Here is a 23,079-nt window from a genome sequence, read left to right as displayed (position 1 = left end):
TAAAAGCCTAAGCCAGAAGGGCCATGAGGACGTAGGAGAAAGCGCCGGCGAAGACCGGAGCTACCACCCAGCCCTTCACGATTCCGGCGATGAGTTTGAGATTCACGCGCTCCCCCTTGTAGATGCCGAGGCCGCTGATGGCTCCAACTATGGCCTGACCGGAGCTGACCGGCAGACCAATGAGATTCGCCGCGCTCACCGCCAGAGATGCACCGAACTGGCTTGAAAAGGCCGACGTCGGACCGAGGGGTGAGATATCCCTCCCGACGGTCATCATGACCTCGTAGCTGAAGGTTAGCGCCCCCAGGGCGAGGGTAATGGCCAGAACCAGCTTGAAGGGGCCGTTGATTCCCAGGCCCTCCATCAGTCCGGCGACGTTCGAAAGCTCGTTGGCACCGAGGTTGAAGGCCGAGAAGGCAGAAGCGGTGAAAACCAGCCACTTCTGGGTCAGTTCAAGGTTTCTCAGGCATTTTATTCTCCCAAGCACGGGTTTGTAAAGCCTGTAGACCGCCACCGCAAAGAGCGCGGCGACGAGCGGTGAGAGGACCCACGCGGCCACTATCCTTCCAACCGTCCACCAGTCGACCGGCAGTCCAAGGGCAAGGGAAGCCCCGACGAGGCCGCCGATTATGGACTGGGTGGTCGAGATCGGCCTCCCCCAGAGGCTTGCGAGTGTTACCGCCGAAGCGGCGCTGAAGAGGACGAGACCGACCTCGCCCGCGGACATACCCTCGGCGAGCCCGGAAATCGTTCCGGAAACGCCAGAACCGCCTATAAGAACGCCAAGCGTTGTGAAGATTCCTATGAGCAGCACGGCTCTCTTAAAGCCGAGCACGCCTGAACCAACGGCAGTTCCGACGGCCTTCGCGCTGTCATTGGCCCCTATCGCCCATGCCATGAACACCGCCGGGAGCACCAACACAATCATTGCGCATCACTATAGTCTATTTGTTGCCTAATAATCTATATAGTCTATGTAGCACGGAAGTGAGCACTTAAAAGGATTTCGCCCCAAATTGCGTCATGCCCTCCGCAGGAGCACCGCAAGATAGCCGTAGATGTGGAGCACCAAGTAGAATGCCGCCCAGAACCAGACAATGAGCGGAAAGAGGAGTGCGTTTATCAATCTGCCGCCTTCGAAGAGAGTGGGTAAAAGCATCGTGAAGGTCTCGAAGAACCACCAGAGGGCGAAGAGGGCAAAGTTGCCAGTAATGAGGAGAAGCGGCGGCACAACTACATCAAGGAAGGCCACGACGTCCGAGGCGAGCAGAAAAGCCAGGTCCTTGGTGAACCCTCCGCCGAGGTTCTTCAGGTCTCCCAGAAACCAGCGCTTCCTCTGGCGCCAGAGGACGGCGAGGCTCTTCGGCATTTTTGTCCATACCCTCGCGCGAGGGGCGTAGACTACTTTTCCAAACTCTTTAACGGCCTTCGTCGTTGCGTAGTCCTCAACGATGTCCTCGACGAAGCCGCCGATCCTCTCAAGGGCCTCCCTGCGGAAGGCGGCTATCGGACCCGGGGCGAGGCTCAGGTTGTCGAGCTCTTTGGCCCTGCGGAACATCGCTATCCTGAGGTGCTCCGCGTCCTGCGCCCTTTCTAGGAACGAATCCCCCATTACCCTGACCTGTCCGCCAACTCCCAAAACCTCGTCGGAATAAAAGCGCCTCACCAGCTCCCTCACCGCCTCCCGTTCGAGGTAGCTGTCGGCGTCGGTCGTGATTATTACCTCCCCTGAAGCCTTCAAGAGGCCGAAGTTCAGGGCCTTCGCCTTTCCGCCGTGTTCCTTCCGATATACCTTCAGCACGGGACTCTTGACCGAGGAGGCAACCTCAAAGGTGTTATCCTCGCTTCCATCGTCGATTACAATAACCTCGATGTCAGGGTAATCCTGCCCAAGCGCCGAGTTGATGGCCCGTAGAACCCGCTCCCCCTCGTTGTAGGCAGGGATTATTATGGAAACCTTCGGCTCCCACTCCCGAATTCTGTAATTGCGGAAAAGGCTAATTATGTAATTAATGAAGAAGTATCCGTCCCAGAGGAAGATGAGCGCGAGTGCTACGGTTAGGGGGTTCATGGACAAAGATCTGGGGGAAGGTTTTAATCCTTACCGACGATGTCAAGGACTGGTTTCCCGCCGATCCGGTACTTCACCACGTACCGCCCGTGCTCGAAGTCGTCCTCCTCAGCTTCCAAAACCTCTACTGGCTCGATTTCCAGGCCGAAGTCCCTCGCCTCCCACCTGATGTCGTCGAAGTAGTCGTACAGCCCGCAGGTGGCGCAGAATGAGCCCTCGAACTCGATGATAACTTCGTCACCCTTCATCTCAACTATTCTCGCCCTCGCCTCCGCCCCGTGGAGCCTGTTGAACTCCCCGAGAACCCTCTCAAGCTTCTCGACTCCTTCCATTCTCCCACCGGATTCGGTTCATCATCGGCACTTAAAAAGTTTGCTAAAAGAACCTTCCACGTTGGGTTTTTGAAAATCGTGAATCAGGGGAGGGTAAGGACCCTATCCTTATGAACCACTATGCCCCTTTCCGTTATCTCGTAGGGTCTTATGGCGTCGTCGAAGGCACTGCCGCGGAACTTCGTTATGCGTATCCCCCTCGAGAGCCGCCCATTCATGCTGAAGGTCTTCAGCTCAATGACCCCGTTCACGAGGTACTCCTCTATGTCGGTCCTTTCCATCTCGGAGGTGAGGAGAACGGTGGTTCTCAGGCGCATCATGGTCTTGATGAAGCTTAGAAAAGCCCTGCGGTAGTCCATCTCCTTCGTTGCCGTCAGCTTGAGCATCGTGATGGGGTCGATAACTATCCTGGTGTACCTTCTCTCCTGGAACTGTCTCTTGATCGCGTCGGCCATCTTCTCGATGTTCGAGGCGAACTCCTCAAAGAAATCGCTTATCAGAACGTAGCGCTCTGCGGTTGGAGTTGCGTCGATGAGCGTAAAATGCGGGTCGTTGAGATCAAAACCAAGGAGCCTCATATCCGTTTTCAGGTTCTCGGCCGGCTCCTCAAGGGTCACGTAGAGGGCGTTCTCACCGTTGGCGACGCCCGCTATGGCGAAGTGCACGGCGAGGGTCGTTTTCCCTGTTCCAGGCGCCCCCTTGACGAGATACACCCTACCTGGTATGAGGCCTCCTTTGAGCATAGCGTCGAGCCCCGGAATTCCGGTGGGGATCCGCGAGATGTCCATGACACTCCCCTAGTATAGAATAATCCGCCAACAAATATAAGAACCTTTCGAGACGCTGAAGTCCTGGCAGTGAGCCAATTGGAACTACAAAAAGGTGGAAAGAATCAGGTATGGAGAGTCTTGAGCACGAAGGCTAGCAAATCGGTCAGCTCCCTAGCCCTCGTCTCCGGCGATGCCCCCATGTGCCCGCTCTTGGTCTCAACGCGGAGGTAAACCGGCGCTCCGAGCTCCTTCAGCTTCATGAAGAACTTGAGCGCATGAGCAGGGTGGACGCGGTCGTCGTGTAAACCCGTGTAGATGAGCGTCGGCGGGTAGCTCGCCGGCCTGACGTTGTGGTATGGGGAGTATTTAAGAAGGAACTCCCTGTCCTTCGGGTCGTCGGGGTTTCCGTACTCCGGAATCCAGACGCTCCCGATGTAGAGCTTGTGGAAGCGGAGCATGTCTATGACGGGGTAGCCTATCAAGGCCGAGTCCATCACGTCCGGCCTCTGGACGAGCGTAGCTGAGACCAGAAGCCCGCCGTTGCTCCTTCCCCAGGCGGCAACGCGATAGCCCTCGGCTTTGAGCTTTTCGAGCACGGCTATGAAGTCGTTGAAGACATTTTGCTTGTTCTCCCTCATTCCCGCCCTGTGCCACCCCTCGCCGTACTCGCTCCCACCGCGGAGGTTGGCCATTCCAAAGGTTCCGCCGCGCTTTAGGAAGGGGATCACCTGCGGGAAGAAGCGGGGGGTTAGGGCAACGTTGAAGCCGCCGTAACCGAAGACCCACGCTTTCTTCTCGTCCCCCTCCCCCTTCACGAGGAAGTAGTGAACCCTCGTCCCGTCCTTCGATGTGGCAAAGTCCTCTTCGACCCTGAAGTTCCCGTTGATTCTCTGCTCCTCTACAAGCCTAAGCCCACCGTCGAACTCGTAGAGCCTGTAGGGGACGGTGAAGCTCTCATACCTTATGAGCGCCCTCGTCCCATCTGTGTCGAGCGGGTAAACGCTCCCCGGAAGGTCGAAGGTTATCTCGTCGAGCTTCTCCCCGTCGGGCGAGTAAACCTCAACCCTGTGGCTCGCGTGGACGAGCCTGCCGGCGAGGATTTTGCCGTCAACCAGAACTGCCCACTCGAGCGGGAAGTCGCCCTCGGGGATTACTTCTTTGACTTCCCCGTCCTTTATGGCTATAACCTTTCCAAGACCCTTCCCCTCCCTCGTGAGGAGGTAGAGCCTTCCGTTGATCACGTCGATTGGCTCGACCGGAACGTCCGCCGAGTAGACCTTCCTCCACTCCCCTGGCCTGTCTATCGGCCCGGCGTAGATCTCGGCGCTGTTCCAGCCGAAGGTCACCGTGACCATCGCCGTCTTCCCGTCGGTGCCCTTCCTCAGCGAGATGAAGTGGCCTGAGCCGAGGCCCTCGCCGAAGACGAGCCTCTCCCCATCTTCCCCCTTCCAGAAGAGCCTCACCGCTGGGGCTTTAACGCCGTCCGGGGTTTCGCCGTGCCTGTAGAAGCGGGAGAAGTAGTAGCCGTTTTCCAGGAAGGTAACGTTCCAGACGGAGGGCCTGAACTCGTCGATTACTTCCTTCGTTTCGAGGTCGATTACCCTCGTTATCCCCTCGTCCGCCCCGCCGATGGAGAAGCTGTAGGTGAGGAGCTTCCCCCTTTCATCTGCTGTGAAGCCCTGGAGGAGAACCTCGTCGCCGAGTTCCCTCTCGAGATCCTTTGAATCAACTATCACCTCCCCTCCGAGCCATCTGATGACCTGTCTATCCCTCTCGCGGTACATCGCTATTACGCCTTCCTCCGTCAGCCTCGCTTGGTGAAGCGTCGGAATTGAGTAGTACTCCCAGACCTCGGGGAAGAGCTCGTCGCTGAGGCTTCCTATGAACTCCCTAAAGCGAGCGTTCTCCTCCTCAACGAGACTGAGAACGCGCTCGTCCCTCAGGTTCTCCATCCACAGGTAGGGGTCCTCCATGAAAACCACCATCTTAACGTTCGGCGAAGGGCATAAAAAAGTTTTGTTGTTCTAAAATCGGAACAAAACCTTAAAAGTTTCGGAACAAACGCTCAACCATGAGCACGGAAGACGAGAGGTTCATGCGGCTCGCGCTTGAGCTCGCGAGAAAAGGGGAGGGCTGGGTCAACCCAAACCCCATGGTCGGGGCCGTCATCGTTAAGAACGGGAAGATAATCGGCCTCGGCTGGCACCAGCGCTTCGGAGAGAAGCACGCGGAAGTGAACGCCATAGAAGACGCCAAGAGGAAGGGCCACGACGTCAGGGGCGCCACTATGTACGTAACGCTCGAACCCTGCTCCCACTGGGGGAAGCAGCCGCCGTGCGCCGACAGAATAATAGAGGAGGGGTTCAAGCGGGTCGTAGTTGCCATGGAAGACCCCAACCCCCCCGTGGCCGGCAGGGGAATCGAGAAGATGAGGAAAGCAGGCATAGAGGTCGAGGTAGGCCTTCTGGAGGAGGAGGCGAGGAAGCTCAACAAGATTTTCATCAAGTACATAACCACCGGAACCCCCTTCGTCTCGATAAAGCTCGCCCTTACCTTGGACGGCTTCATCGCAACCGAAAATGGCTCTTCACAGTGGATTACCGGAGAAAAGGCGAGGCTGAAGGTCCAGGAGCTCAGGAGGAGGCACATGGCCGTAATGGTCGGCTCCGGAACGGTTCTAGCAGACAACCCGAGGCTCAACTGCCGGCTCGATAACTGCCCGGAGAAGGTGAAGGTAATCCTCGACCGCTCCGGAAGGGTTGCGGAGGCGATTAAGGCGGGAAGGAGGTTCAGACTCTTCGAGGACGGGAGGGTGATATTCTTCACCGAGAGGCCGGAGCTCTTCGAAGGCATAGCCGAGGCATACCCGATAACCGAGCCAGAGAAAATCCTGAGGAAGCTCGGCGAGCTCGGCATTGACAGCGTTCTGATAGAGGGCGGAAGGATTGCCTGCGAGTTCCTGGCTTTTGCGGACAAGTTCTACCTCTTCTACGGGCCGAAGCTCTTCGGCAACGGAATCAAGCCCTTCGAGTGCCTGAAGGTCGAAACGGCCAGCGACGCCCCAGTTCTTGAGATAGAATCGCTGGAGAGGCTCGGTGAGAGCTTCCTCGTGACGGCTTATCCCGGTGGTGGAAATGTTCAGCGGGATCGTTGAGGGAACGGGAAGGGCCCACTACTCTGCTGGAAGGCTCCACGTCGAGTTGCCCTTTGAGGTCAAACCCGGGGACAGCGTCGCCGTTAACGGGGCCTGCCTAACGGTGGTCGAGTTCGATGGGAGGATAGCGACCTTCGACGTCGGCGAGGAGACGCTGAGGAGGACGAACCTGAGGGGGGCGAAGGTGGTGAACCTCGAAAGGGCCCTGAAGCTCGGCGAAAGGCTCGACGGGCACATAGTTACAGGCCACGTGGACGGGACGGTTCGCTTTCTGACGGCAAGGAGCTCAAGGAACACTACCTTGATGGCCTTCGAGATGCCGGCCGAGAGGTGGGGCGTTGCCGAGAAGGGCTCCATAGCCCTGAACGGCGTCTCCCTGACTGTTGCGAGGGTGGAATCAAACCGCTTCTGGATCTAGGTAATCCCCTATACCCTCGAAAAGACCAACCTCGGCCTTCTGAGGCCCGGGAAGAAGGTGAACTACGAAATCGACGTTTTGGCCAGATACGTGAAGCGCATCATGGAGGCGGGAACATGAACTGGGGGGAGATTAGGAAAGCTGTGCTCGATGGGAAGCCGGTCGTTCTGATAGACGAGGGGAGGGAGTTTGAGGCCGATCTGGTTTACCCTGCCGAGATAGCTTCGTCCGAGGTCGTCAACTTCATGCTCTCGGCCAAAGGGCTTCTCTGCCTCACGATGGACATGGACGAGGCCCTAGAGAGGGGCTTCTTTCCGCTCCTGAGCAAGGAAGGTGAGACGAACTTTCTGGTTCCGGTTGATTACAGCGAAACCTTCACCGGGATAACAGCGGAGGAGAGGGCTTTAACCGCTCGAAAAATCGCCGAGGGGCTGAGTGTTAAGGCCTTCCGCTACCCGGGCCATCTGCACCTCCTCGGGGGAGTGGGCCTCAACAGGCGGAGGGGGCACACCGAGAGTTCGCTGGAGCTTATGGAGTTCCTTGGTTTCAAACGCTACGCCCTGATAGTGGAGATCCTCGACGAGGAAGGCGACTCCCACAACAGGGACTACGCGCTCAACTTCGCGAGGGAGCACGGTTTGCCAGTCCTCACAACCGACGACGTCTGGAAGGAGTTCGTGAGGAGGAAGCAACTGATAAGGGTTTACGCCAACGCAAGGCTACCGACACGCTACGGCGAGTTCAGAATCATAGCCTTCGACAACGAGCTGGACTTCAGGGAGCACGTGGCGATAGTGAAGGAGCCCTACGGTGAGGTTCCGCTGGTAAGGATCCACTCGAAATGCCTGACCGGGGACACCCTGGCCTCTCTCAAGTGCGACTGCGGCAGTCAGCTGGCCCATGCCCTAATGATGATAGCCCAGGAGGGGGGCATACTCCTCTACATGGACCAGGAGGGCAGGGGAATAGGCCTGAAGGAGAAGATAAAGGCCTACGAGCTCCAGGATAAGGGCCTTGACACGGTTGAGGCAAACGATGCGCTCGGCCATAAGGCCGACGAGAGAACCTACGAAGCTGCGTTCCAGATGCTCCGCGCTTTGGGAGTCTCCAAGGTCAAGCTAATCACCAACAACCCGGCAAAAGCCAAAGCCCTCGAGGAGTTCGGAATCGAGGTCGTTGAGATCATTCCAGCTCCGGGCGAGGTTACGGAGCACAACAGACCTTACCTCAGGGTGAAGGCTGAGAAGCTCGGCCACAGGCTGCCCTTCGAGGTTTAGGAGGTGGTTTGATGGAGGTAAAAACAATCGAAGGGGCCTTTATAGGAAAGGGCCTGAGGATTGGCATCGTCGTTGCCCGCTTCAACGACCTCCTCACCGAAGAGCTCCTTAAGGGAGCACTCGACTGCTTCGAGAGGCATGGCGTGGAGAGGGTAGACGTCGTGAAGGTCCCGGGTTCCTTTGAGATACCGCTCGCCGCCAAAAAGCTCGCCGAAAGGGGCTACGACGCGGTTCTGGCCCTCGGTGCTGTTGTTAGAGGTGAAACCAAGCACTTCGATCTGGTTGCCAATGAGGTTGCCAAGGGCGTTGTCAAGGTTTCGCTCGACACGGGCGTTCCTGTTATCTTCGGTGTGATAACCGTGGAAGACGAGCTCCAGGGCTTCAACAGGGCAGGGGTGAAGAGCAACAAGGGCTTCGAGTACGCTATGGCAACGCTGGAGATGGCGAACCTCATAAAAAAACTCAGGGACTGAACCAAGCCAGCCCCCACCCCTTCCTTTCTTTCACTATTCCAACCGCGAGCACCTTCTTCTCGAAGGGCAGTTCCGTGGCCCTCTCGGCAAGCTCCTCAGCGCTCTCAAAGGCCGGGAAGTCCAGCTCGGCAAAGCCCAGGTTGTAGGTCGCTGTAACAAAGGCCTTCCCCTCCTTCAGCCCCAGCCTCTTCACCCAGAACTCGTCCCTGCCCGCGAAGCCGAGCCAGCCCTTCCCGCCGGTCCCGATTATTCCGGCTATCCTCGGCGTGCTGTAATCGTCCCTCTCGTAATCGAGGGCGTCCAAAACGTGAACCAGGGCCTTCTTGGGGCTCTCCCACTCGAGGGCCTGGGCAATGAAGTCCGTCTGGAGACCGTTGGTGACGACGGCGTACTCATCGAGGAGCCTCACGACGGGGTAGCTGACGTAGGGGTTGTCCGTCTCTGTTAAGTTCTCGATGTAGACCGCGTTTTCTCTCACGATTGCCTTCCTCCTAGGGAAGGAGCGGGAGCAGAGGAGGTAGAAGGCGAAGGGCTTGCCTTCCATCAGACCGATCCCCAGGGTTCTGCCCGTGTAGGTCAAGTTACCACCTCCGCAAGCCTCTCCTCCCCGAGGGCGAGCCTTATCTCCCGCGCTATCCTCCTGCCCACGCTCATCGGCTCGTCCCAGTAGAGCCGTCCGTACCAGTGGAGCGCGTTGGAACCGCCGTCTATCCGTGAGGCGAAGCCTATCGCCTTGAAGTTTCCATCGTAGGCGAAGTGGAGGGCGAAGGGGCCGATTACCCCGGGTGGCTCCAGCTTTTTCATCGCCTCAACGAAGGCCAGGCCGTAGTCGTAGAGCCTCGGCAGGAGCGACTCCCTCAAAGCGACGCCGACGTTCCCCGCTATGGTGTAGGGGAGCGGTTTTACCGGCCAGCGGGCGTTTCCATCGGCTATAAGCACTCGCTCATCGACTCCAAGGAGCTCGAGCCTCCCGAGAATCGGAGAGTAGAAGAAGTGGACGTAGAGGTAAACGCCCGGTATGAACCCCTCGATTCTGAACTTGGCCTCGATGTTCCCCAGTCTCTCCTCAAGCTCCTCGCCCCTCGCCAGGAAGTGCCCGCTCCCTCCCCTCGGGCCTTCAATCCGGACGAAGTAGAGCCTATCCTGCCTGACCTCCTCTGGTTCGATAACCTCAACCCTAGGAATTCCGGCCGCGTCCAGGGCCCTGTCCTGCAGTTCAAAGGTCGTCTCCCACTTCAGGAAGCGTTTGTTGCCGAAGAACCTGGTTTTAGCCTTCTCTATCCCCTCAAGCCCGAGGTAAGCGACGAAGGAGCCGTGCGGGATTACTATCCCATCGTCCTCAAGGATCGCGCCCATGTCTTCCGTGACGATGAGCTCGTCCGCGAGCCTCGTGGAGGCGTAGAAGGCCCTCCTTTCGGGCTTCACGTAGAGCCTCGTCCTAAACCCTTCGTCTTTGGCCCCAAGGAGGATCTGGAGGGAGGAGTGTGAAGCTATCGTCGAGAGGATCACTCTACCACCTCCGAGAGCTCTTCACGGGTTAGGATTCGCCCGTCTTTCGCGACGCGCATCGTGTCCCCGCTCAGCTCGTCTATAACGGTCAGCCGGCCATCGAGCCTGCCGAACTCGAGCTTGAAGTCAACGAGCTGGAGGCCCTTTGAGGAAAAGAACTCCCTCAAGATTCTTGCCACCTTCCTCGTCGTTTCCTTCATCCCCCTGACTTCCTCTTCGCTCGCGATTCCAAGGGCGACCACTGCCTCCTCGGCTATGGGCGGGTCGTCGAGGGAGTCGTCCTTCAGGGTGAACTCAACTACCCCGAGCCTCTGGAATGGCTTTGCCCAGCCTTTATAGCGCCTCAGAAAGCTCCCGTAGGCGAGTTCCCGATAAATGACCTCCAGCGGAATCCTCTCGGCCTTCAGAAAGCGCGCCTTTCTCTCGTCAATCCGCCCGACGAAGTGCGTCTTTACGCCGTTTCTCTCAAGGAGGCGGAAGAAGAACTCCGTCTGCTCCAAAACGAGGCTCCCCTTTCCCGCCATCTCGCCGATCACCTCGTTGCCTCCGCTGTCTTCTCTCCCATCTCTGCCAAGGACGGTGTCCTTGAAGTGGAAGATTAGGTAGGGTCCATCTTCGTAGACGTCCTTCGTCTTGCCAGAGTAGACGAGCTCCAAGCTCTCACCCCTTCCGGAGCATCTCTTGGATAAGCTTTATCGCGCAGAGGTCGCCGCACATCGAGCAGGCCTCTGTTTTAGTCGGCCTTTCCTTCCTTATCTCGACGAACATCTCCCTGTCCCCGCTCAGCTCGAACTGCTTCGCCCAGTCGAGCCTTCCCCTCGCGACGCTCATGAGGTAGTCCTTTCTAAAATCCGCCTCAAAGCGGGTCAGGTTTACGGCGTGGGCCGCTATTCTGGCAGCTATGACCCCCTCGCGAACGTGCTCGACCGTCGGAAGTCCGAGGTGCTCAGCGGGCGTTACGTAGCAGAGGAAGTCAGCCCCGTTTAGAGCGGCTATCGCCCCTCCTATGGCCGCGGTAATGTGGTCGTAGCCCGGGAAGATGTCGGTAACTATTGGACCCAGGACGTAGAAGGGCGCGTTGTCCGTGGCAACTTTCGCGAGCTTCACCTGCGCCGGTATCTGGTCTATGGGCACGTGGCCCGGCCCCTCGACCATTGTCTGAACGCCGGCTTCCCTGGCTTTTTTAACGAGCCTCCCGAGGGTGTAGAGTTCCGCCATCTGAAGCTCGTCGCCGGCATCGGGAAGTCCACCCGGTCTAAGCCCGTCGCCGAGGCTGAGAACGACGTCGTACTCCCTAGCGAGCTCTAGGAGGTAGTTGTAGTCCCTGTAAAACGGGTTCTCCTCGCCCCAGTGGAGTATCCACGCCGCCAGAAAAGTCCCGCCGCGCGAGACCATGCCGACGATCCTCTTCGTCCTCTTCATCTTCTCGACGACTTCCTTGGTTACTCCAACGTGTATCGTCGTGTAGTCAACGCCGTCCCGGAAGTGCCTCTCAACGGCCCTCCACATGTCGTCCTCGCTCATCTCAATGATCGCCTTTCCTTTAGCGAGCATCTCCTCGGCGGCCTGGTAGATTGGAACCGTCCCTATTGGCACATCGACGGCGTGCATTATGGCCTTCCTTATGGAGTCGAGGTCACCGCCGGTGGAGAGGTCCATTATCGTGTCGGCGCCGTACTTGACGGCCACCTTGGCCTTCTCTATCTCGGCCCTGACATCGACGATGTCGCGGGAGGTGCCTATGTTGGCGTTCACCTTGACGCGAACGACATTGCCAACCGCGACCGGCCTTACCCAGTCGTGGCGGACGTTGCGGAAGATGACGGTGTGTCCTTTCGCCACGCTCCTCCTGAGCTTTTCGGGGCTTATCCCCTCCCTCTCGGCGATGAACTTCATCTCCTCCGTGATTACCCCGCGTTTGGCCTCCTCAAGCTGGGTCATTCCCATCACCCGGTTTTAAAACCCTTTTATAACAAAGTTTTTAAATTTCAAAACTTAGTTTTTACCGCGGCTTAAAAGGTTTTTGGAGTGCTCGATCGAAAACTTTTTGAAGTTGTAAATAAAACAAACTATCGAGGTGACCAAATGAGAAGAGTGTTGGCAGTCCTTCTCCTAATACTAACCATAGTATTAGGGGCGGTCTTTGCCGCCTCTCAGATTCCAGTGGAGTCCGTCGAGTACTATGGTGCACAGGTGGACTACTACAGGAGCTTTATCTTCGAGCCGTCTTTCGAGGTCAAACTCCCAACGGACGATTACGCATCGGTCTCCGTCTCGGCCCTCATGCCCAACGGCTCTCTGAAGTACCTGGGCACCTACTCCGGAAGGGGCAAAATCCAGATAGAGTACAGGGCGATACTCGGCGTCATGCGCGATTGGAACCGCTATCTGGTCGCCAACAACCTCAGCCCCGACAGCGTGAAGCCGTCCCTCCTTCTCCTCGGAACCGTTCAGGACGAGGAGGGCAACCTGGACTACTTCATGACGACAGTCCCGATAGACGTCGAGAACCTGCTTGAGAACCTGTGGGTCAGGATTGACATCGATGAGGACGTCATGGGGAGGCTCTACGGGAAAGACAGAGTCAAAGAGCTCCTAAAAGAGCCGGGAGAAGCTGGGGCCTCAGCGGGGATAGAACCTAACACACCGCTGCCGGAGATTGGAAAACCGCAGTGTTCACCGGAGTTCTGGGTAGGCAGTGACCGCTCCAGGTACTGCTTCGAGTGGCTTCCCGAAAAAACCCTCGGAAGGGCGAGCATCATTCCCGTGGCGGCATTCCAGGTAACCGGGGACACGGGCAAAATAAACGACATTGTCATCTCCCTAGATTACAGTGCGGTAACGACAAACCGGGCCGAGCTAGCGTTCTCGGCAGTTGGGGCGGTTGAAACCGAAAACACCGGCGGTTCTATTGAGGGAAGGATACTCGGTTACTCGTACACGATAAACAAAAACTCGCTCAGGATTCCAAAGTCAGAGGTGAGGATATGGGGACACGAGCTTGTATCCCCCACCGTCATTGGGGCAGGAATTAAAGGTAGCGTTACGTTCGGCAAGTACCAACTGTATAGAGTCGACTACATAAACGGAAGGGCCGAGCACTACCGTCCACTTGACACTTATGCGTACGTTGTCCTCGGAAAGCCCGACGAAAAGGACATGAGACTGAGGAGATACGTCGAACCCGGCTGGCCCGACAGGGAGGGTGGGCCGATGAGCAGGACAATGTGGTTCGTTCACCGGTACTGGAGAGAAGCGATAGAAAATAGTGGTCACGGTGGTCTCAGCATTTCCACGTTCACGGTTAGGCAAGAAGTCAGCACCCTACCATTGTTTTCCGCCTCGGCACCCGTGCTCGGTGTCATCGGAAAGGGCGATGTGAAAGTCTCACCATTTACCCTCGCAATCGCGGTTGGAATAACCAAAGAATTAGAGGAGTCATCTCTCGTCACTGTTGATGTCTCCATAAAGGACGCTGAGGAGTATCTAGATACACCGGTGAAAGCAACGATATACGCGAGCAAAGTGCTGTTTGAGTACAAGGGTGAAAGGTATCCCCTGACCGGAATGTTCGGAGACATTTTCATTCCTGGAAATTCTGGCTACAACCCTCCCTGCGACCCCCGTACAGGTTACTGCCCAGAAAACGTCTCTTCGGATCACGAACGTTGATTCCTCTTTTTTCACCACCCGTGTTTCCCGCGGTTTTAAAACCCCTTTATAACAAAGTTTTTAAATTTCAAAACTCAGTTTTTACCGCGGCTTAAAAGGTTTTGGGTGGTGGCTATGATGAGGGAGATGGAGATAAGCAGGGCGATAATCGAGGCCTACACGGCCGAGCTTCTCGAAAGCCTGAGCCTCGACGTCGCTATTGTGGGCGCGGGTCCTTCAGGAATGGTCGCCGGCTACTACCTCGCCAAAGGCGGTGCAAAGGTGGCAATCTTCGAGAAGAAGCTCTCCATCGGCGGCGGAATCTGGGGCGGCGCGATGGGCTTCAACAGGATAGTCGTCCAGGAGGAAGCCAGAGAAATCCTCGACGAGTTCGGGATAACTTACAGGCCCTTCAGGAACGGCCTCTACGTTGCCGATGCCATCGAGACGGCAACGACGATAGCGAGCAAGGCTGTAAAGGCCGGCGTGAGGTTCTTCAACATGATAGAGGTCGAGGATCTGGTTCTGAAGGAGAACCGCGTGGCCGGGATAGTAATCAACTGGACGCCGGTTCTCATGACGGGCCTCCACGTGGACCCGCTCACCGTCGGGGCGAAGTTTGTAATCGACTCAACCGGTCACGGGGCGCAGATAAGCCAGCACCTCGTTAAGAGGGGCCTGCTCAAGGTTCCTGGAGAGGGCCCGATGTGGGCCGAGAGGGGCGAGGAGCTCACGGTCAAGCACACGGGGGAAATCTTCCCCGGTCTCTACGTCACTGGAATGGCCGCTAACGCGATAGCCGGTGCCCCGAGAATGGGCCCGATATTCGGCGGAATGTTCCTCAGCGGGAGGAAAGCGGCCCTCGAAATCCTCGAAAAGCTGGGGTGATGGAATGGCCGTTTTGATTGTAGCAGGCCTCGACACCGGCGGGGGAGCGGGCATTAAAGCCGACATCGAGACGGTCTCGGCTCTGGGTGAGCATCCACTGCCGATTCTCACAGCGGTCACCTACCAGAACCCCGAGAGGGTTTCCGGCTATTTTCCCCTACCAGCGGAGGCCTTGAGGGACCAGATACGGGCCGTTAGGGGGCACTTTGATATTAAGGCAGTCAAAGTGGGCATGCTCGGGAGCGGGGGGATAGCCAAGGTCGTTGCCAAGGAAACGGAGGACTTAACGAGGGTCTTCGATCCGGTGATGGCTTCGAGCACCGGTGAGAGGCTCATCGACGACATCGGGTCGCTCAAGGTTCTCGTGAAGGGCTCAATAGTCACCCCCAACGTTCCGGAGGCCGAAGCTCTAAGCGGTCTTAAAATCCACTCCCTCGAGGACATGAGGGAATCGGCGAGGATCATAGCCCAAACTCTGAAGGCCGAGGCGGTGATCGTCAAAGGCGGCCACCTGAACCTAACCGACGTCCTCTACTGGAACGGGGAGTTCTTCGAGTTTCCTGGGGAAAGGGTTGATGGCTTCACCCACGGGACGGGCTGTGCCTTCTCCTCGGCTTTGGCCGCTTTTCTGGCGAAGGGCCTTGAGCTTCCAGAGGCGGTGGAAAGGGCCAAACGCTTCGTTGAAGGTGCTATAAGGTTCTCAAAGGCCGAGGCAAAGGCCGTCAATCCCCTCTGGGAGTTCCAGAGAGACGCCCACCGCTGGAGGGCCAGGGAAGAGCTTGAAAGGGCAGTTCAAGAACTCGTGAAGTTCGGCGAAAAACTCAACCCTCACGTTCCGGAGGTGGGCACTAACTTCGCGCTGGCGACTGCCCTTGGAGAGGTCTTCGCGGTGAAGGGCAGGATCGTCCGCTACGGGAAAACGGTTAAGCCCGTGGGCCCGATTGAGCTGAACGCCAGCGACCATCTGAGGAGGGCTTTGCTCAAGATGCGCGAGTTCTACCCCGAGGTAAGGGCCGTCCTGAACCTGCGCTACTCCGGGAAGCTGGTGGAGAGGGCTGAACGGCTTGGCTTTGTCGTTTCATTCTACGACAGGAGGGAGGAGCCCGAGGAGGTTAAGAGGGCCGAGAGAGGAACGATGGAATGGGGCATAGAGACTGCCGTAAGAAGGGCAGGAAAAAGGCCGGACGTAATCTACCACCTCGGGGACTGGGGCAAGGAGCCGATGATCCTGATCTTCGGGCGGGACGCGCGGGAGGTGGTGGAGAGAGTCAGGGTTCTCCTTTCTCCCTCTCCTCGATGAAGACCCTCACGTGCTCCGGCGCTCTCTCCTTTATCTCCTCAGCCAGCTCCCGCCGGTCAAGATAGGTTCTGAGAAGGATTTTCCCCCTAAGCCAGGGGTTTTTGATTCTCTCCGCGGCTCTGAGGGCATCTCCGTAACTCCCGGTGTTCAAAAGTCCAAGGGCGAGGTTCCACCAAGCGGCATCGCTCCCGACCTCGGCGGCTATTGCCTCTCCTCTCCCAGGCCTTCCATCGACGGCATATAGGTAGGCCAGATGAGACAACATCTCGGGGCGGTACGGCTTTTCAAGAAGGCGGTAGAGACTTTCAAGCCTCCCGGGTTTGTCGTGGATTCTGAAAAGGGCCTGCCTGTAGTGGTTGGGGTTTTCGAGCGAGTCGAGGACACACTTTGCCCCCTCCACACTCCCCCGGAACAGGAAGTTCGAGGCCGTTCTCAGGACTTCCTCCACCTCCCAGGGGGCGTAGGCTGGCGGAAGGGCGTCAATATCAATCGGGTGGGCGTCGAGGAGTCCCCTCAAAAGGGTCCTGTATCGCCCAATTTTTCGGGGAGCGTTCACGAGGCCGTACCTGAGGAGCGTCTCCCGCATTCTCTCGAAGTCCCTGACTATCATCGCGAAGAGTCTCACAGTTGAATCGAGCCACTCCTCCAGGGGGACCTCGAAGTAGAGCTCTTGGTGTGGCCCATACCACTCGAGGGAGAGAACCTTAAGGGTTTTCCCGTTCCTCACCAGGTGCAGGTCTATCCAGGGGTCGTAGGAGCCGAGGCTCACCACGGGGTGCTCCTCAAGGAACGCATCGAAGTTCTTCCCCGCGAGGGCTTTTCTGTACGGGTCGTCCTCGAGCTTTCCTCTCCTCAGCTCGCCGAGGTCGAGGGACGGCTTGACTTCGAGAAGGTGGAAGTTCAGCAACGCAAGCTCCTCCAGCGCGCTCCCGAGAAAGACGTCCGCCCCGAAGACGGGGAGGTCGCCCCGCCAGAGGCTTAAAATTCCGTAGTCGTCCCACTCGAGGCGGAGGTACTCAAGGAAGTCCCCGGTCTTCGCCAGCTCCGCGAGACTCTCAAGGAGGGATTCCCTTCCCGTCCCAATCTTCCAGCCCGTTCTCATAGCCAACCACCTTCAGGAGAAGCCTCACCTGCCTGGTGTTCTCAAGGAACGCCCGCTCAAGCCCGTGCTTTGAGCAGACCTCAAAGAGCTCTCCGAGGTCAAAGGTGAGGGAGCTTAGGAAGCACTCCTCGGCGCTGAGAAAATCTCCAAGGGGAACCCGTACGGCCGAATCTTCCGTCGAGAAGGTTACCCCTCCAGGGGAAAGCCCCACCACACCGTAGAAGCCCGCGAACGACAGTCGTATTCCTTCATCAACAGGGTCCGCCAGTAGGCGCGTTCCGGTCAGCTCCGCCAGCTGGAGGGCCCTCCCGAACCTGCCCCTTGCGAGGGCGCCGATGCTTAAAATTCCTTCCGCGAATTTCAGGTAGTCCTCCTCGCCCCGGGCGATGAAGAAACCCCCGGCCGAGAACTCGACACTCGCCCTTGGTCGGGTGCATTCCTTAAAACGCTCCCAGGGTCTTGGGTGGAAAAGTGCACTCGTGAAGCTCCCGGGAACGCGGACCGTCTCGTCCACGAGGGCCTCCAGTGCGGCCTTCTTTATGCACTCCTTTGGGTTGTTATCCTCCGGCACGGCTCTGATTTCCACCCTCATACGATCTGAAGTTGGAATAAGCCTTTTAAATTTTCCGGTTATATTGGAAGCCCCGGAATCGGGCCGTGGATAAGTCTAAGCAGGGCCACGAGAACAGGCTGATGGAGGAGGTAGATCGCCAAGGTGTGTCTCCCGGCGAAGGTTACGAGATGAACCAGCGGATTCTCCGGCGTGGGCAGGCGGACCTTCCTCTCGCCGGTGGGATAGAAAACGCTCCCCGCGGTCATTCCGAGTAGGTAAACTCCAAACCAGGGGAAGATCGGGAAGTAGTCGGGAGCGAAGTAGTCCTCGGGCGTGATGCCCAGGGGAAGGAGGAGCAGGCCGTCGTGGAGGTTCCTTACCAGGGAATAGCTAAGGAGGAAAAAGAAGGCCCAGAAAAGGTTCTTTCTCCCGAACCGGTGAAATGGGATAGCCAGGAGCGTAGCCACGCCGAGGAAGTGGAGGATTCCAAAGTGAATCGTCATTCTGCCCGGGAGGAGTGAGGTGACCAGGGTTATGAGCATGCCAAGGCCGAAGAGCTTGATAAAGCGCCGGAAATACTTCCTGTATGGTTGGGGGTTTCTCTTTATCGCTCGGGAATAGCTTATCCAGAATGAGAGGCCCGATGTGAAGACGAATATCGAGGCGGTGGTGACTGCGAAGGCGAACCAGAACGTACGGTGCCCGGAGTAGTTGAGGAAGAGCCAGAGGTCTGTGACAAAGTTTGAGACCACCATCATCGTTATTCCGATACCGCGCAGGAGATCAACCTCCCAGTACCGGCCCTTCAGGTACACTTCGGCGCCGAGCATAAGGTCTCTTGGGACTGATCCCTAATATCCATTTCGCCTCATAGGAGGACACATAGGACGTCGAAGAGCACCGCCCCGAGCCAGTGGAGGAGAAAGCTGGGGAGAAAGCTCCCGGCCCGAAGGTCGAGTTTGGCGAAGACTATTCCCGCCACGAACGAATAGGGAACCTCTATGCCCGGCTTTCCGATGTGGACGAGGGCGTACGGGACGTCCTGGGCGAGTATGCCGAGCCACTCGTTTCTCCTGGCGAGAGGGAACAGAAGTATCCCCCTGTAAAATGCCTCGTGGGCGAACATTATCGCCCCTACCGCCAGCTCCTTGAGCAGGAAGTCCAGGGGGCCGGAGAAGTCGAATATCGGGTAGTAGGCTTTCATCTCCGGCAGCGTTGCCCCGTAAATGCTCAGGGGCAGGGAGGCGATGAAGAGGAGCAGGGCCCAGCGGTACTCTTTAAGGGCCCCCACTCGAACCCCCAGCTCCCCCCGTTCGAAGCCTAGGGCATACGCCAAGACTAGGGGAAGGGCGAAGTAGAAGAGGGTGTTGTAAACCGCCCAGCTAAAAAGGTCACCGCCGCTGTACCTGACGGCGAGGATAAAGGGGAGCGAGAGGAGGTAGAGAGCGTAGGGGTTGTTCTTAAGCCGCATGGAGAAAAGTTTGGGAAGGAGGATAAAAGCCTTTCACTCCTCCTTGGACTCCTTCTCCTCGGCCGCCTTGGTCTTCTTCTTGCTGGTGGTCTTCTTGGTGGTGGTTCTCCTGGTCTTCCTGCCCTTGGTGCTCTTTCTGGTGGTTTTCTTGGTCTTCTTGGGCTTTTCCTCGGCCTTCTCCTTGGACTCCTCTGGCTCCTCTGACTTCTCAGCCTTCTCCTCCTGCTCTTCAGCTTTCTCCTCGACCTCTATCTTATCCTCCTTGACTTCCTCGGTCTTCTCTTCGGTCTCTTCCTTTTCCTCGGTCTTCTCGACGAGCGGCTCGCTGACTTCCTCCTCGAGCTCTATGACCTCAGTTTCCTCCTCTGAGGTCTCCTCCGGCGGCTTGAGAAGCTCCTCAACGGAGGGCTTGAAGGTTACCTCCTCGTAGCCTATGAACTTGAGGTCGCTCTCGAGGAGTATCTCGCCGAGGACGAGGGTGTTCTTGTCCAGATCGGCGTTGCTGAAATCGACGGTGACGTCCTTCTCGCCGACCTCGATGACCACCTTCTCTGGGTCGACCATCGGCATGCGGAGCTCTATGAGGGCCTTCACCTTCTCTATCGGATCCTCAATCTTTTCAACGACCTCGACCTCGTAAACCAGGTGCTTGCCCGAGTAGGGGTGGTTGAAATCGACCCTAACCCTGCCCCCGCTGACCGTCAGAACCTTCCCCTTGAGCTTCCTGCCGCCCTCGGTTTCTATTTCAATCGGCATTCCCGGGAAGGGAAGTATGCCCTGCCTCCTGAACTGTCCGAGGGTGAAGGTCTTGATGAGCTTGGGGTCGCGCTTTCCGAAGCCCTTCTCGGGCGGGACGATTATCTCGTACTTCTTGCCAACCTCAAGGCCTTCCAGCTGCTCGTCGAGGCCCTTGAGGACGTGGCCAGCTCCGACGGCTATCGGAACCGGACCGTATATGCCCTTCTCGCTGTATATCCCGGCCTCCTTGGCGACCTCCTCGTGAGTGGTGTCGAATATCTCACCGGTCTCCTTGACCCTTCCGGTGTAGTGAAGCCTTATGACGTCTCCCTTCTGAACCTTCATCATCGTAACCTCCCTTTACTGCTCTACCCCGGATTGAGGGGGTTGCTTTTTAAGCTTTTGCTGGCTGGGGGAACCCTCCAAGCCACGCAAACCTGGCCAAAGGGAGGGCGATAACCTAATAAAAGAACCCTCCAAAGTTCCTCCGGTGGTGAGAAGATGGCCATAAGAGTGTACAACACCCTCACGAGGCAGAAGGAGGAGTTCAGGCCGCTCCGCGAGGGCGAGGTCAGGATGTACGTCTGCGGGCCTACGGTTTACGATTACACCCACCTCGGCCACGCGAGGACCTACGTCGCCTTCGACGTCATCAGGCGCTATCTCGAGCACAGGGGCTACACCGTTCTCATGGTGATGAACTTCACGGACATAGACGACAAGATCATCAAGCGCGCGAATGAGACCGGCGAGGACCCGAAGGAGCTGGCCGAGAGGTTCCTGCGCTACTTCCTCGAGGACATGAGGGCTTTAAAGGTCAAGCCGGCCGACATATACCCGCGCGTCACCGAGCACATGGAGGACATCATAGAGTTCGTCAGGAAGCTCCAGGAGAAGGGCTACGCCTACGAAGGCTCTGACGGCGTTTACTTCGAGGTCAGGAAGTTCAAGGACTACGGCAAGCTGAGCAAGATAAAGCTGGAGGATCTCGTGAAGGGCGCACGCGTCGAACCCGGGGAGGGCAAGAGGAACCCCGAGGACTTTGCCCTCTGGAAGAAGGCTAAACCGGGCGAGCCGAAGTGGTCCTCACCGTGGGGCGAGGGGAGGCCGGGCTGGCACATAGAGTGCTCCACGATGAGCACCAAGTACCTCGGCGAGAGCTTCGACATTCACGGCGGCGGCAACGACCTCATCTTCCCGCACCACGAGAACGAGATAGCCCAGAGCGAGGCCTGCACCGGCCACGAGTGGGTTCGCTACTGGCTCCACACGGGATTCCTGATGGTGAACGGCGAGAAGATGAGCAAGAGCCTCGGTAACTTCGTGACTATTAGAGAAATGCTCGAGCGCTACGACCCCGAGGTGATAAGGCTTTTCATTCTCCAGAGGCACTACCGCTCACCCCTCGACTACACGGAGGAGGGCATGGAGCACGCGAAGAACAACCTCGAGAGGCTCTACAACACCCTCGAGAACATTCGCGTGGCGATGGAGAGGGCAGAGATTTCCTTCCGCTGGGAAAAGCTGGAGTTCGAGGCCTACGAGGCCATAAGGGACGCGGGGAGGAAGTTCTACGAGGCGATGGACGACGATTTCAACACGGCCGAAGCTTTAAAGGCCGTCTTCGAGGCGAGCAACGCGGTGAACCGCTACCTCACAGAGGTCGAGACCCCGAAGGAGAGCGTGCTGAGGAAGGCATGGGAGTTCTTCAGAATCGTTAGCGAGGTCTTCGGCATCTTCGAGGACTACTTCAGGGAGCAGAGGGCGGGCGAGGAGGAAGAGCTGATAAGGCTCCTCATAGATGTCCGTGCCCAGCTGAGGAAGGAGAGGAACTTCGCCCTGGCGGACAGAATCAGGGACGAACTCAGGAACCTTGGAATCCAACTCGAGGACACACCACAGGGGACTGTCTGGAAGAGGATCCGGGTTTGATCTCTTTCCCTCTTTGGCCGGGCTTAGTTTACTCCCCCGGTTTTTTGAGCCACGACCGGTCACCACACTTTCGAGAGCGTATTAATCCCAGAAAATATTCTGTTCCGATTCTCCCAGGGTCTTATTGCAACGCGTAACGATTTTTGCGTATACGGCTAAAGAGCCGCGTTCCGATTCTCCCAGGGTCTTATTGCAACAGGGCGGGGATTCCGCCCGTTCGCCTGGTAAAGCCCTATGCAGTCTCGAATATTTAGGCCTTTCCGGAAACCTAACCGAAACCGGCCGATAGAAAGCCCGAATCCACGGACCGGTACGAGAGCTTAACCCCCAAACTCGCCTTTAACAGCCCAATTTTCCCAATGCACAAAAACACACACCCAATTTCCGTGGCTGTTAAAAGGGCTAAAAGAGCCAAAAAACCAAGAAAACCGATTAAATCTGGAAAGAAACAATCGCCACAAGGCAGCGTCAGCTTTCTGCCGTCTCCCTGCTCCTCCAGATCTCTGGGGAAAATCCGTTATAGAATTTCAGCCAAACTGTAACATAACGTAACGATTTCAAAACCTTCGAAACCAATTTCCCAGGGCTTCGGAGAGTAGATTTCCGGGATATCCGGGACGACAGCGCCCCCTATCCCTAGCGCGGGTGTCCGAGCGTGATGCTGGCGGGACGGGCTAATTAAGACGGGCCAATCGCCCCGCCTTTTGCCACTTTTACGTCAAAGTTCCTGCCGCAACGCTTAAATATAACCTTCCCCCTGCTCCGTTAAGGGAAATCCAAATGAAGAAGTTTCCGGCGTATCTCGCTTCTTGGGAGGACATAGAAAGATGGGCCAAGGAAGGTGCATGGAAGGTTCTAGAGGACGGCTGGAGGCCAGACGTCATAGTCGGCCTCGCCCGCGGCGGCTGGGTTCCGGCGAGGCTCTACTGCGACTACCTCGGCGTCAAGGACCTGGTTAGCCTCAAGGTCGAGCACTGGGGGGTCACGGCTACCCCTGACGGCAAGGCAAAGCTCAGGTACGGCACCAGCTACGACCTTAGCGGCAAGAAGGTCCTCATCGTCGACGACATCAGTGACACGGGCGAGAGCCTGACGCTCGCCAAGAACTACATCGAGGGCAAGGGGCCCGCTGAGATAAGGGTCGCCACGCTCCTCACGATCAAGGGCTCCCGCTTCAAGCCGGACTACTACGGCGAGGAGATCGACTGGGCGTGGATAGTCTTCCCGTGGAACTTCGTCGAGGACATGATCAACCTCGTTGGCAACCTCCTTGAGGAGAAGGAAGCTTTGACCACTGATGAAATCATCGAACTGTTCAGGGAGCTTCACGGCATGGAGGTGCCTAAGGGCAGGCTGGAGGAAGCCCTCCGCATGGCGGAGCGCAGGAAGGTTTTTAAGTTCAGGGAAGGCAAGTGGCGCAAAGCCTGAGGAAGTGGTACC

General features: G+C 57.4%; 22 protein-coding genes and 1 pseudogene. 9 read left to right on the top strand and 14 right to left on the bottom strand.

All coding sequences use genetic code 11. From position 1 onward, the window contains the following. Positions 1-7 precede the first annotated feature (7 nt). The 5 genes from CL1_RS00245 to CL1_RS00225 all read right to left on the bottom strand — a co-directional run bounded on the left by CL1_RS00245 (position 8) and on the right by CL1_RS00225 (position 5,146). A complete protein-coding gene (locus CL1_RS00245; protein ID WP_048151619.1) occupies positions 8-928 on the bottom strand; it encodes an inorganic phosphate transporter in 921 nt (306 codons plus the stop codon). A gap of 93 nt (positions 929-1,021) precedes the next feature. Further along, positions 1,022-2,071 carry a glycosyltransferase family 2 protein gene (locus CL1_RS00240; RefSeq protein WP_014787905.1) on the bottom strand — a complete coding sequence of 350 codons (1,050 nt, stop codon included), beginning with the start codon at positions 2,069-2,071 and terminating at the stop codon, positions 1,022-1,024. Between the two features lie 23 nt (positions 2,072-2,094). After that, a complete protein-coding gene (locus CL1_RS00235; protein WP_014787904.1) occupies positions 2,095-2,403 on the bottom strand; it encodes a hypothetical protein in 309 nt (102 codons plus the stop codon). 83 nt (positions 2,404-2,486) lie between these two features. Further along, on the bottom strand, positions 2,487-3,191 hold the full coding sequence (locus CL1_RS00230; RefSeq protein ID WP_014787903.1) for an RAD55 family ATPase: 705 nt from the start codon (positions 3,189-3,191) through the stop codon (positions 2,487-2,489). A 104-nt stretch (positions 3,192-3,295) separates the two neighbouring features. After that, positions 3,296-5,146, bottom strand: coding sequence for a prolyl oligopeptidase family serine peptidase (locus CL1_RS00225; RefSeq protein WP_014787902.1), 1,851 nt, complete (start codon positions 5,144-5,146; stop codon positions 3,296-3,298). Between the two features lie 98 nt (positions 5,147-5,244). Here CL1_RS00225 and ribD point away from each other — a divergent pair, with 98 nt between their 5' ends. The 4 genes and pseudogenes from ribD to ribH all read left to right on the top strand — a co-directional run bounded on the left by ribD (position 5,245) and on the right by ribH (position 8,495). Next, positions 5,245-6,327: a bifunctional diaminohydroxyphosphoribosylaminopyrimidine deaminase/5-amino-6-(5-phosphoribosylamino)uracil reductase RibD gene (ribD, locus tag CL1_RS00220; RefSeq protein WP_014787901.1), complete on the top strand. Its 1,083-nt coding sequence runs from the start codon at positions 5,245-5,247 to the stop codon at positions 6,325-6,327. Next, a pseudogene (locus CL1_RS00215) lies at positions 6,308-6,865 on the top strand (riboflavin synthase). The gene ribD and the pseudogene CL1_RS00215 overlap by 20 nt, the downstream one beginning before the upstream one ends. Next, on the top strand, positions 6,862-8,022 hold the full coding sequence (locus CL1_RS00210) for a bifunctional 3,4-dihydroxy-2-butanone-4-phosphate synthase/GTP cyclohydrolase II (protein WP_014787899.1): 1,161 nt from the start codon (positions 6,862-6,864) through the stop codon (positions 8,020-8,022). The pseudogene CL1_RS00215 and the gene CL1_RS00210 overlap by 4 nt, the downstream one beginning before the upstream one ends. 11 nt (positions 8,023-8,033) lie before the next feature. Continuing rightward, complete coding sequence (gene ribH / locus CL1_RS00205) at positions 8,034-8,495, top strand: 6,7-dimethyl-8-ribityllumazine synthase (protein WP_014787898.1); 462 nt, start codon at positions 8,034-8,036, stop codon at positions 8,493-8,495. Here the strand turns inward: ribH and CL1_RS00200 are convergent. Genes CL1_RS00200 through thiC form a run of 4 tightly spaced genes read right to left on the bottom strand, consistent with a single transcriptional unit; the run spans position 8,485 to position 11,945 of the window. Then, complete coding sequence (locus tag CL1_RS00200; protein ID WP_048151616.1) at positions 8,485-9,075, bottom strand: IMP cyclohydrolase; 591 nt, start codon at positions 9,073-9,075, stop codon at positions 8,485-8,487. The two genes, ribH and CL1_RS00200, sit on opposite strands and share 11 nt — an antisense overlap. Continuing rightward, positions 9,072-10,004 carry a formate--phosphoribosylaminoimidazolecarboxamide ligase gene (locus CL1_RS00195; protein WP_014787896.1) on the bottom strand — a complete coding sequence of 311 codons (933 nt, stop codon included), beginning with the start codon at positions 10,002-10,004 and terminating at the stop codon, positions 9,072-9,074. The genes CL1_RS00200 and CL1_RS00195 overlap by 4 nt, the downstream gene beginning before the upstream one ends. After that, a complete protein-coding gene (locus tag CL1_RS00190) occupies positions 10,001-10,660 on the bottom strand; it encodes a phosphoribosylaminoimidazolesuccinocarboxamide synthase (RefSeq protein WP_014787895.1) in 660 nt (219 codons plus the stop codon). The genes CL1_RS00195 and CL1_RS00190 overlap by 4 nt, the downstream gene beginning before the upstream one ends. A gap of 4 nt (positions 10,661-10,664) precedes the next feature. Next, positions 10,665-11,945 carry a phosphomethylpyrimidine synthase ThiC gene (thiC, locus tag CL1_RS00185; RefSeq protein ID WP_014787894.1) on the bottom strand — a complete coding sequence of 427 codons (1,281 nt, stop codon included), beginning with the start codon at positions 11,943-11,945 and terminating at the stop codon, positions 10,665-10,667. Between the two features lie 144 nt (positions 11,946-12,089). Here thiC and CL1_RS00180 point away from each other — a divergent pair, with 144 nt between their 5' ends. From CL1_RS00180 to thiD, 3 genes are all read left to right on the top strand, one after another. Beyond that, the gene (locus tag CL1_RS00180; RefSeq protein WP_014787893.1) at positions 12,090-13,676 is read left to right on the top strand and encodes a hypothetical protein; all 1,587 of its coding nucleotides are present in this window, start codon (positions 12,090-12,092) and stop codon (positions 13,674-13,676) included. Positions 13,677-13,790: 114 nt separating this feature from the next. Continuing rightward, on the top strand, positions 13,791-14,543 hold the full coding sequence (locus tag CL1_RS00175; protein ID WP_014787892.1) for a sulfide-dependent adenosine diphosphate thiazole synthase: 753 nt from the start codon (positions 13,791-13,793) through the stop codon (positions 14,541-14,543). Positions 14,544-14,547: 4 nt separating this feature from the next. Continuing rightward, positions 14,548-15,843 carry a bifunctional hydroxymethylpyrimidine kinase/phosphomethylpyrimidine kinase gene (gene thiD, locus CL1_RS00170; protein WP_014787891.1) on the top strand — a complete coding sequence of 432 codons (1,296 nt, stop codon included), beginning with the start codon at positions 14,548-14,550 and terminating at the stop codon, positions 15,841-15,843. On the opposite strand, the gene CL1_RS00165 is transcribed toward thiD, so the two are convergent. From CL1_RS00165 to CL1_RS00145, 5 genes are read right to left on the bottom strand one after another with little or no spacing between them, the layout of a single operon-like run. Then, complete coding sequence (locus CL1_RS00165) at positions 15,812-16,945, bottom strand: hypothetical protein (RefSeq protein ID WP_014787890.1); 1,134 nt, start codon at positions 16,943-16,945, stop codon at positions 15,812-15,814. The genes thiD and CL1_RS00165 overlap by 32 nt on opposite strands. After that, a complete protein-coding gene (locus CL1_RS00160; RefSeq protein ID WP_148267247.1) occupies positions 16,899-17,537 on the bottom strand; it encodes a hypothetical protein in 639 nt (212 codons plus the stop codon). Before CL1_RS00160 ends, CL1_RS00165 begins: the two co-directional genes overlap by 47 nt. Positions 17,538-17,575: 38 nt before the next feature. Continuing rightward, the gene (locus CL1_RS00155) at positions 17,576-18,328 is read right to left on the bottom strand and encodes a heparan-alpha-glucosaminide N-acetyltransferase (RefSeq protein WP_048151608.1); all 753 of its coding nucleotides are present in this window, start codon (positions 18,326-18,328) and stop codon (positions 17,576-17,578) included. 38 nt (positions 18,329-18,366) lie between these two features. Next, positions 18,367-18,969, bottom strand: coding sequence for a CPBP family archaeomyxosortase MrtA (gene mrtA, locus CL1_RS00150; protein ID WP_014787887.1), 603 nt, complete (start codon positions 18,967-18,969; stop codon positions 18,367-18,369). 33 nt (positions 18,970-19,002) lie between these two features. Beyond that, complete coding sequence (locus tag CL1_RS00145; RefSeq protein WP_014787886.1) at positions 19,003-20,055, bottom strand: FKBP-type peptidyl-prolyl cis-trans isomerase; 1,053 nt, start codon at positions 20,053-20,055, stop codon at positions 19,003-19,005. Between the two features lie 153 nt (positions 20,056-20,208). On the opposite strand from CL1_RS00145, the gene cysS reads away from it, so the two are divergent. Together cysS and CL1_RS00135 are read left to right on the top strand one after the other, a co-directional pair. Beyond that, entirely contained in the window at positions 20,209-21,639 is a 1,431-nt protein-coding gene (gene cysS / locus CL1_RS00140; RefSeq protein WP_048151603.1) for a cysteine--tRNA ligase, read from the top strand. A gap of 780 nt (positions 21,640-22,419) precedes the next feature. Continuing rightward, on the top strand, positions 22,420-23,067 hold the full coding sequence (locus CL1_RS00135; protein ID WP_014787884.1) for a phosphoribosyltransferase: 648 nt from the start codon (positions 22,420-22,422) through the stop codon (positions 23,065-23,067). The last annotated feature ends 12 nt before the right edge of the window (positions 23,068-23,079 follow it).

Source organism: Thermococcus cleftensis (assembly GCF_000265525.1).
In the GTDB taxonomy this organism is placed as follows: Archaea; Methanobacteriota_B; Thermococci; order Thermococcales; family Thermococcaceae; genus Thermococcus; species Thermococcus cleftensis.
This window is presented reverse-complemented; position numbering and strand designations above follow the sequence as displayed.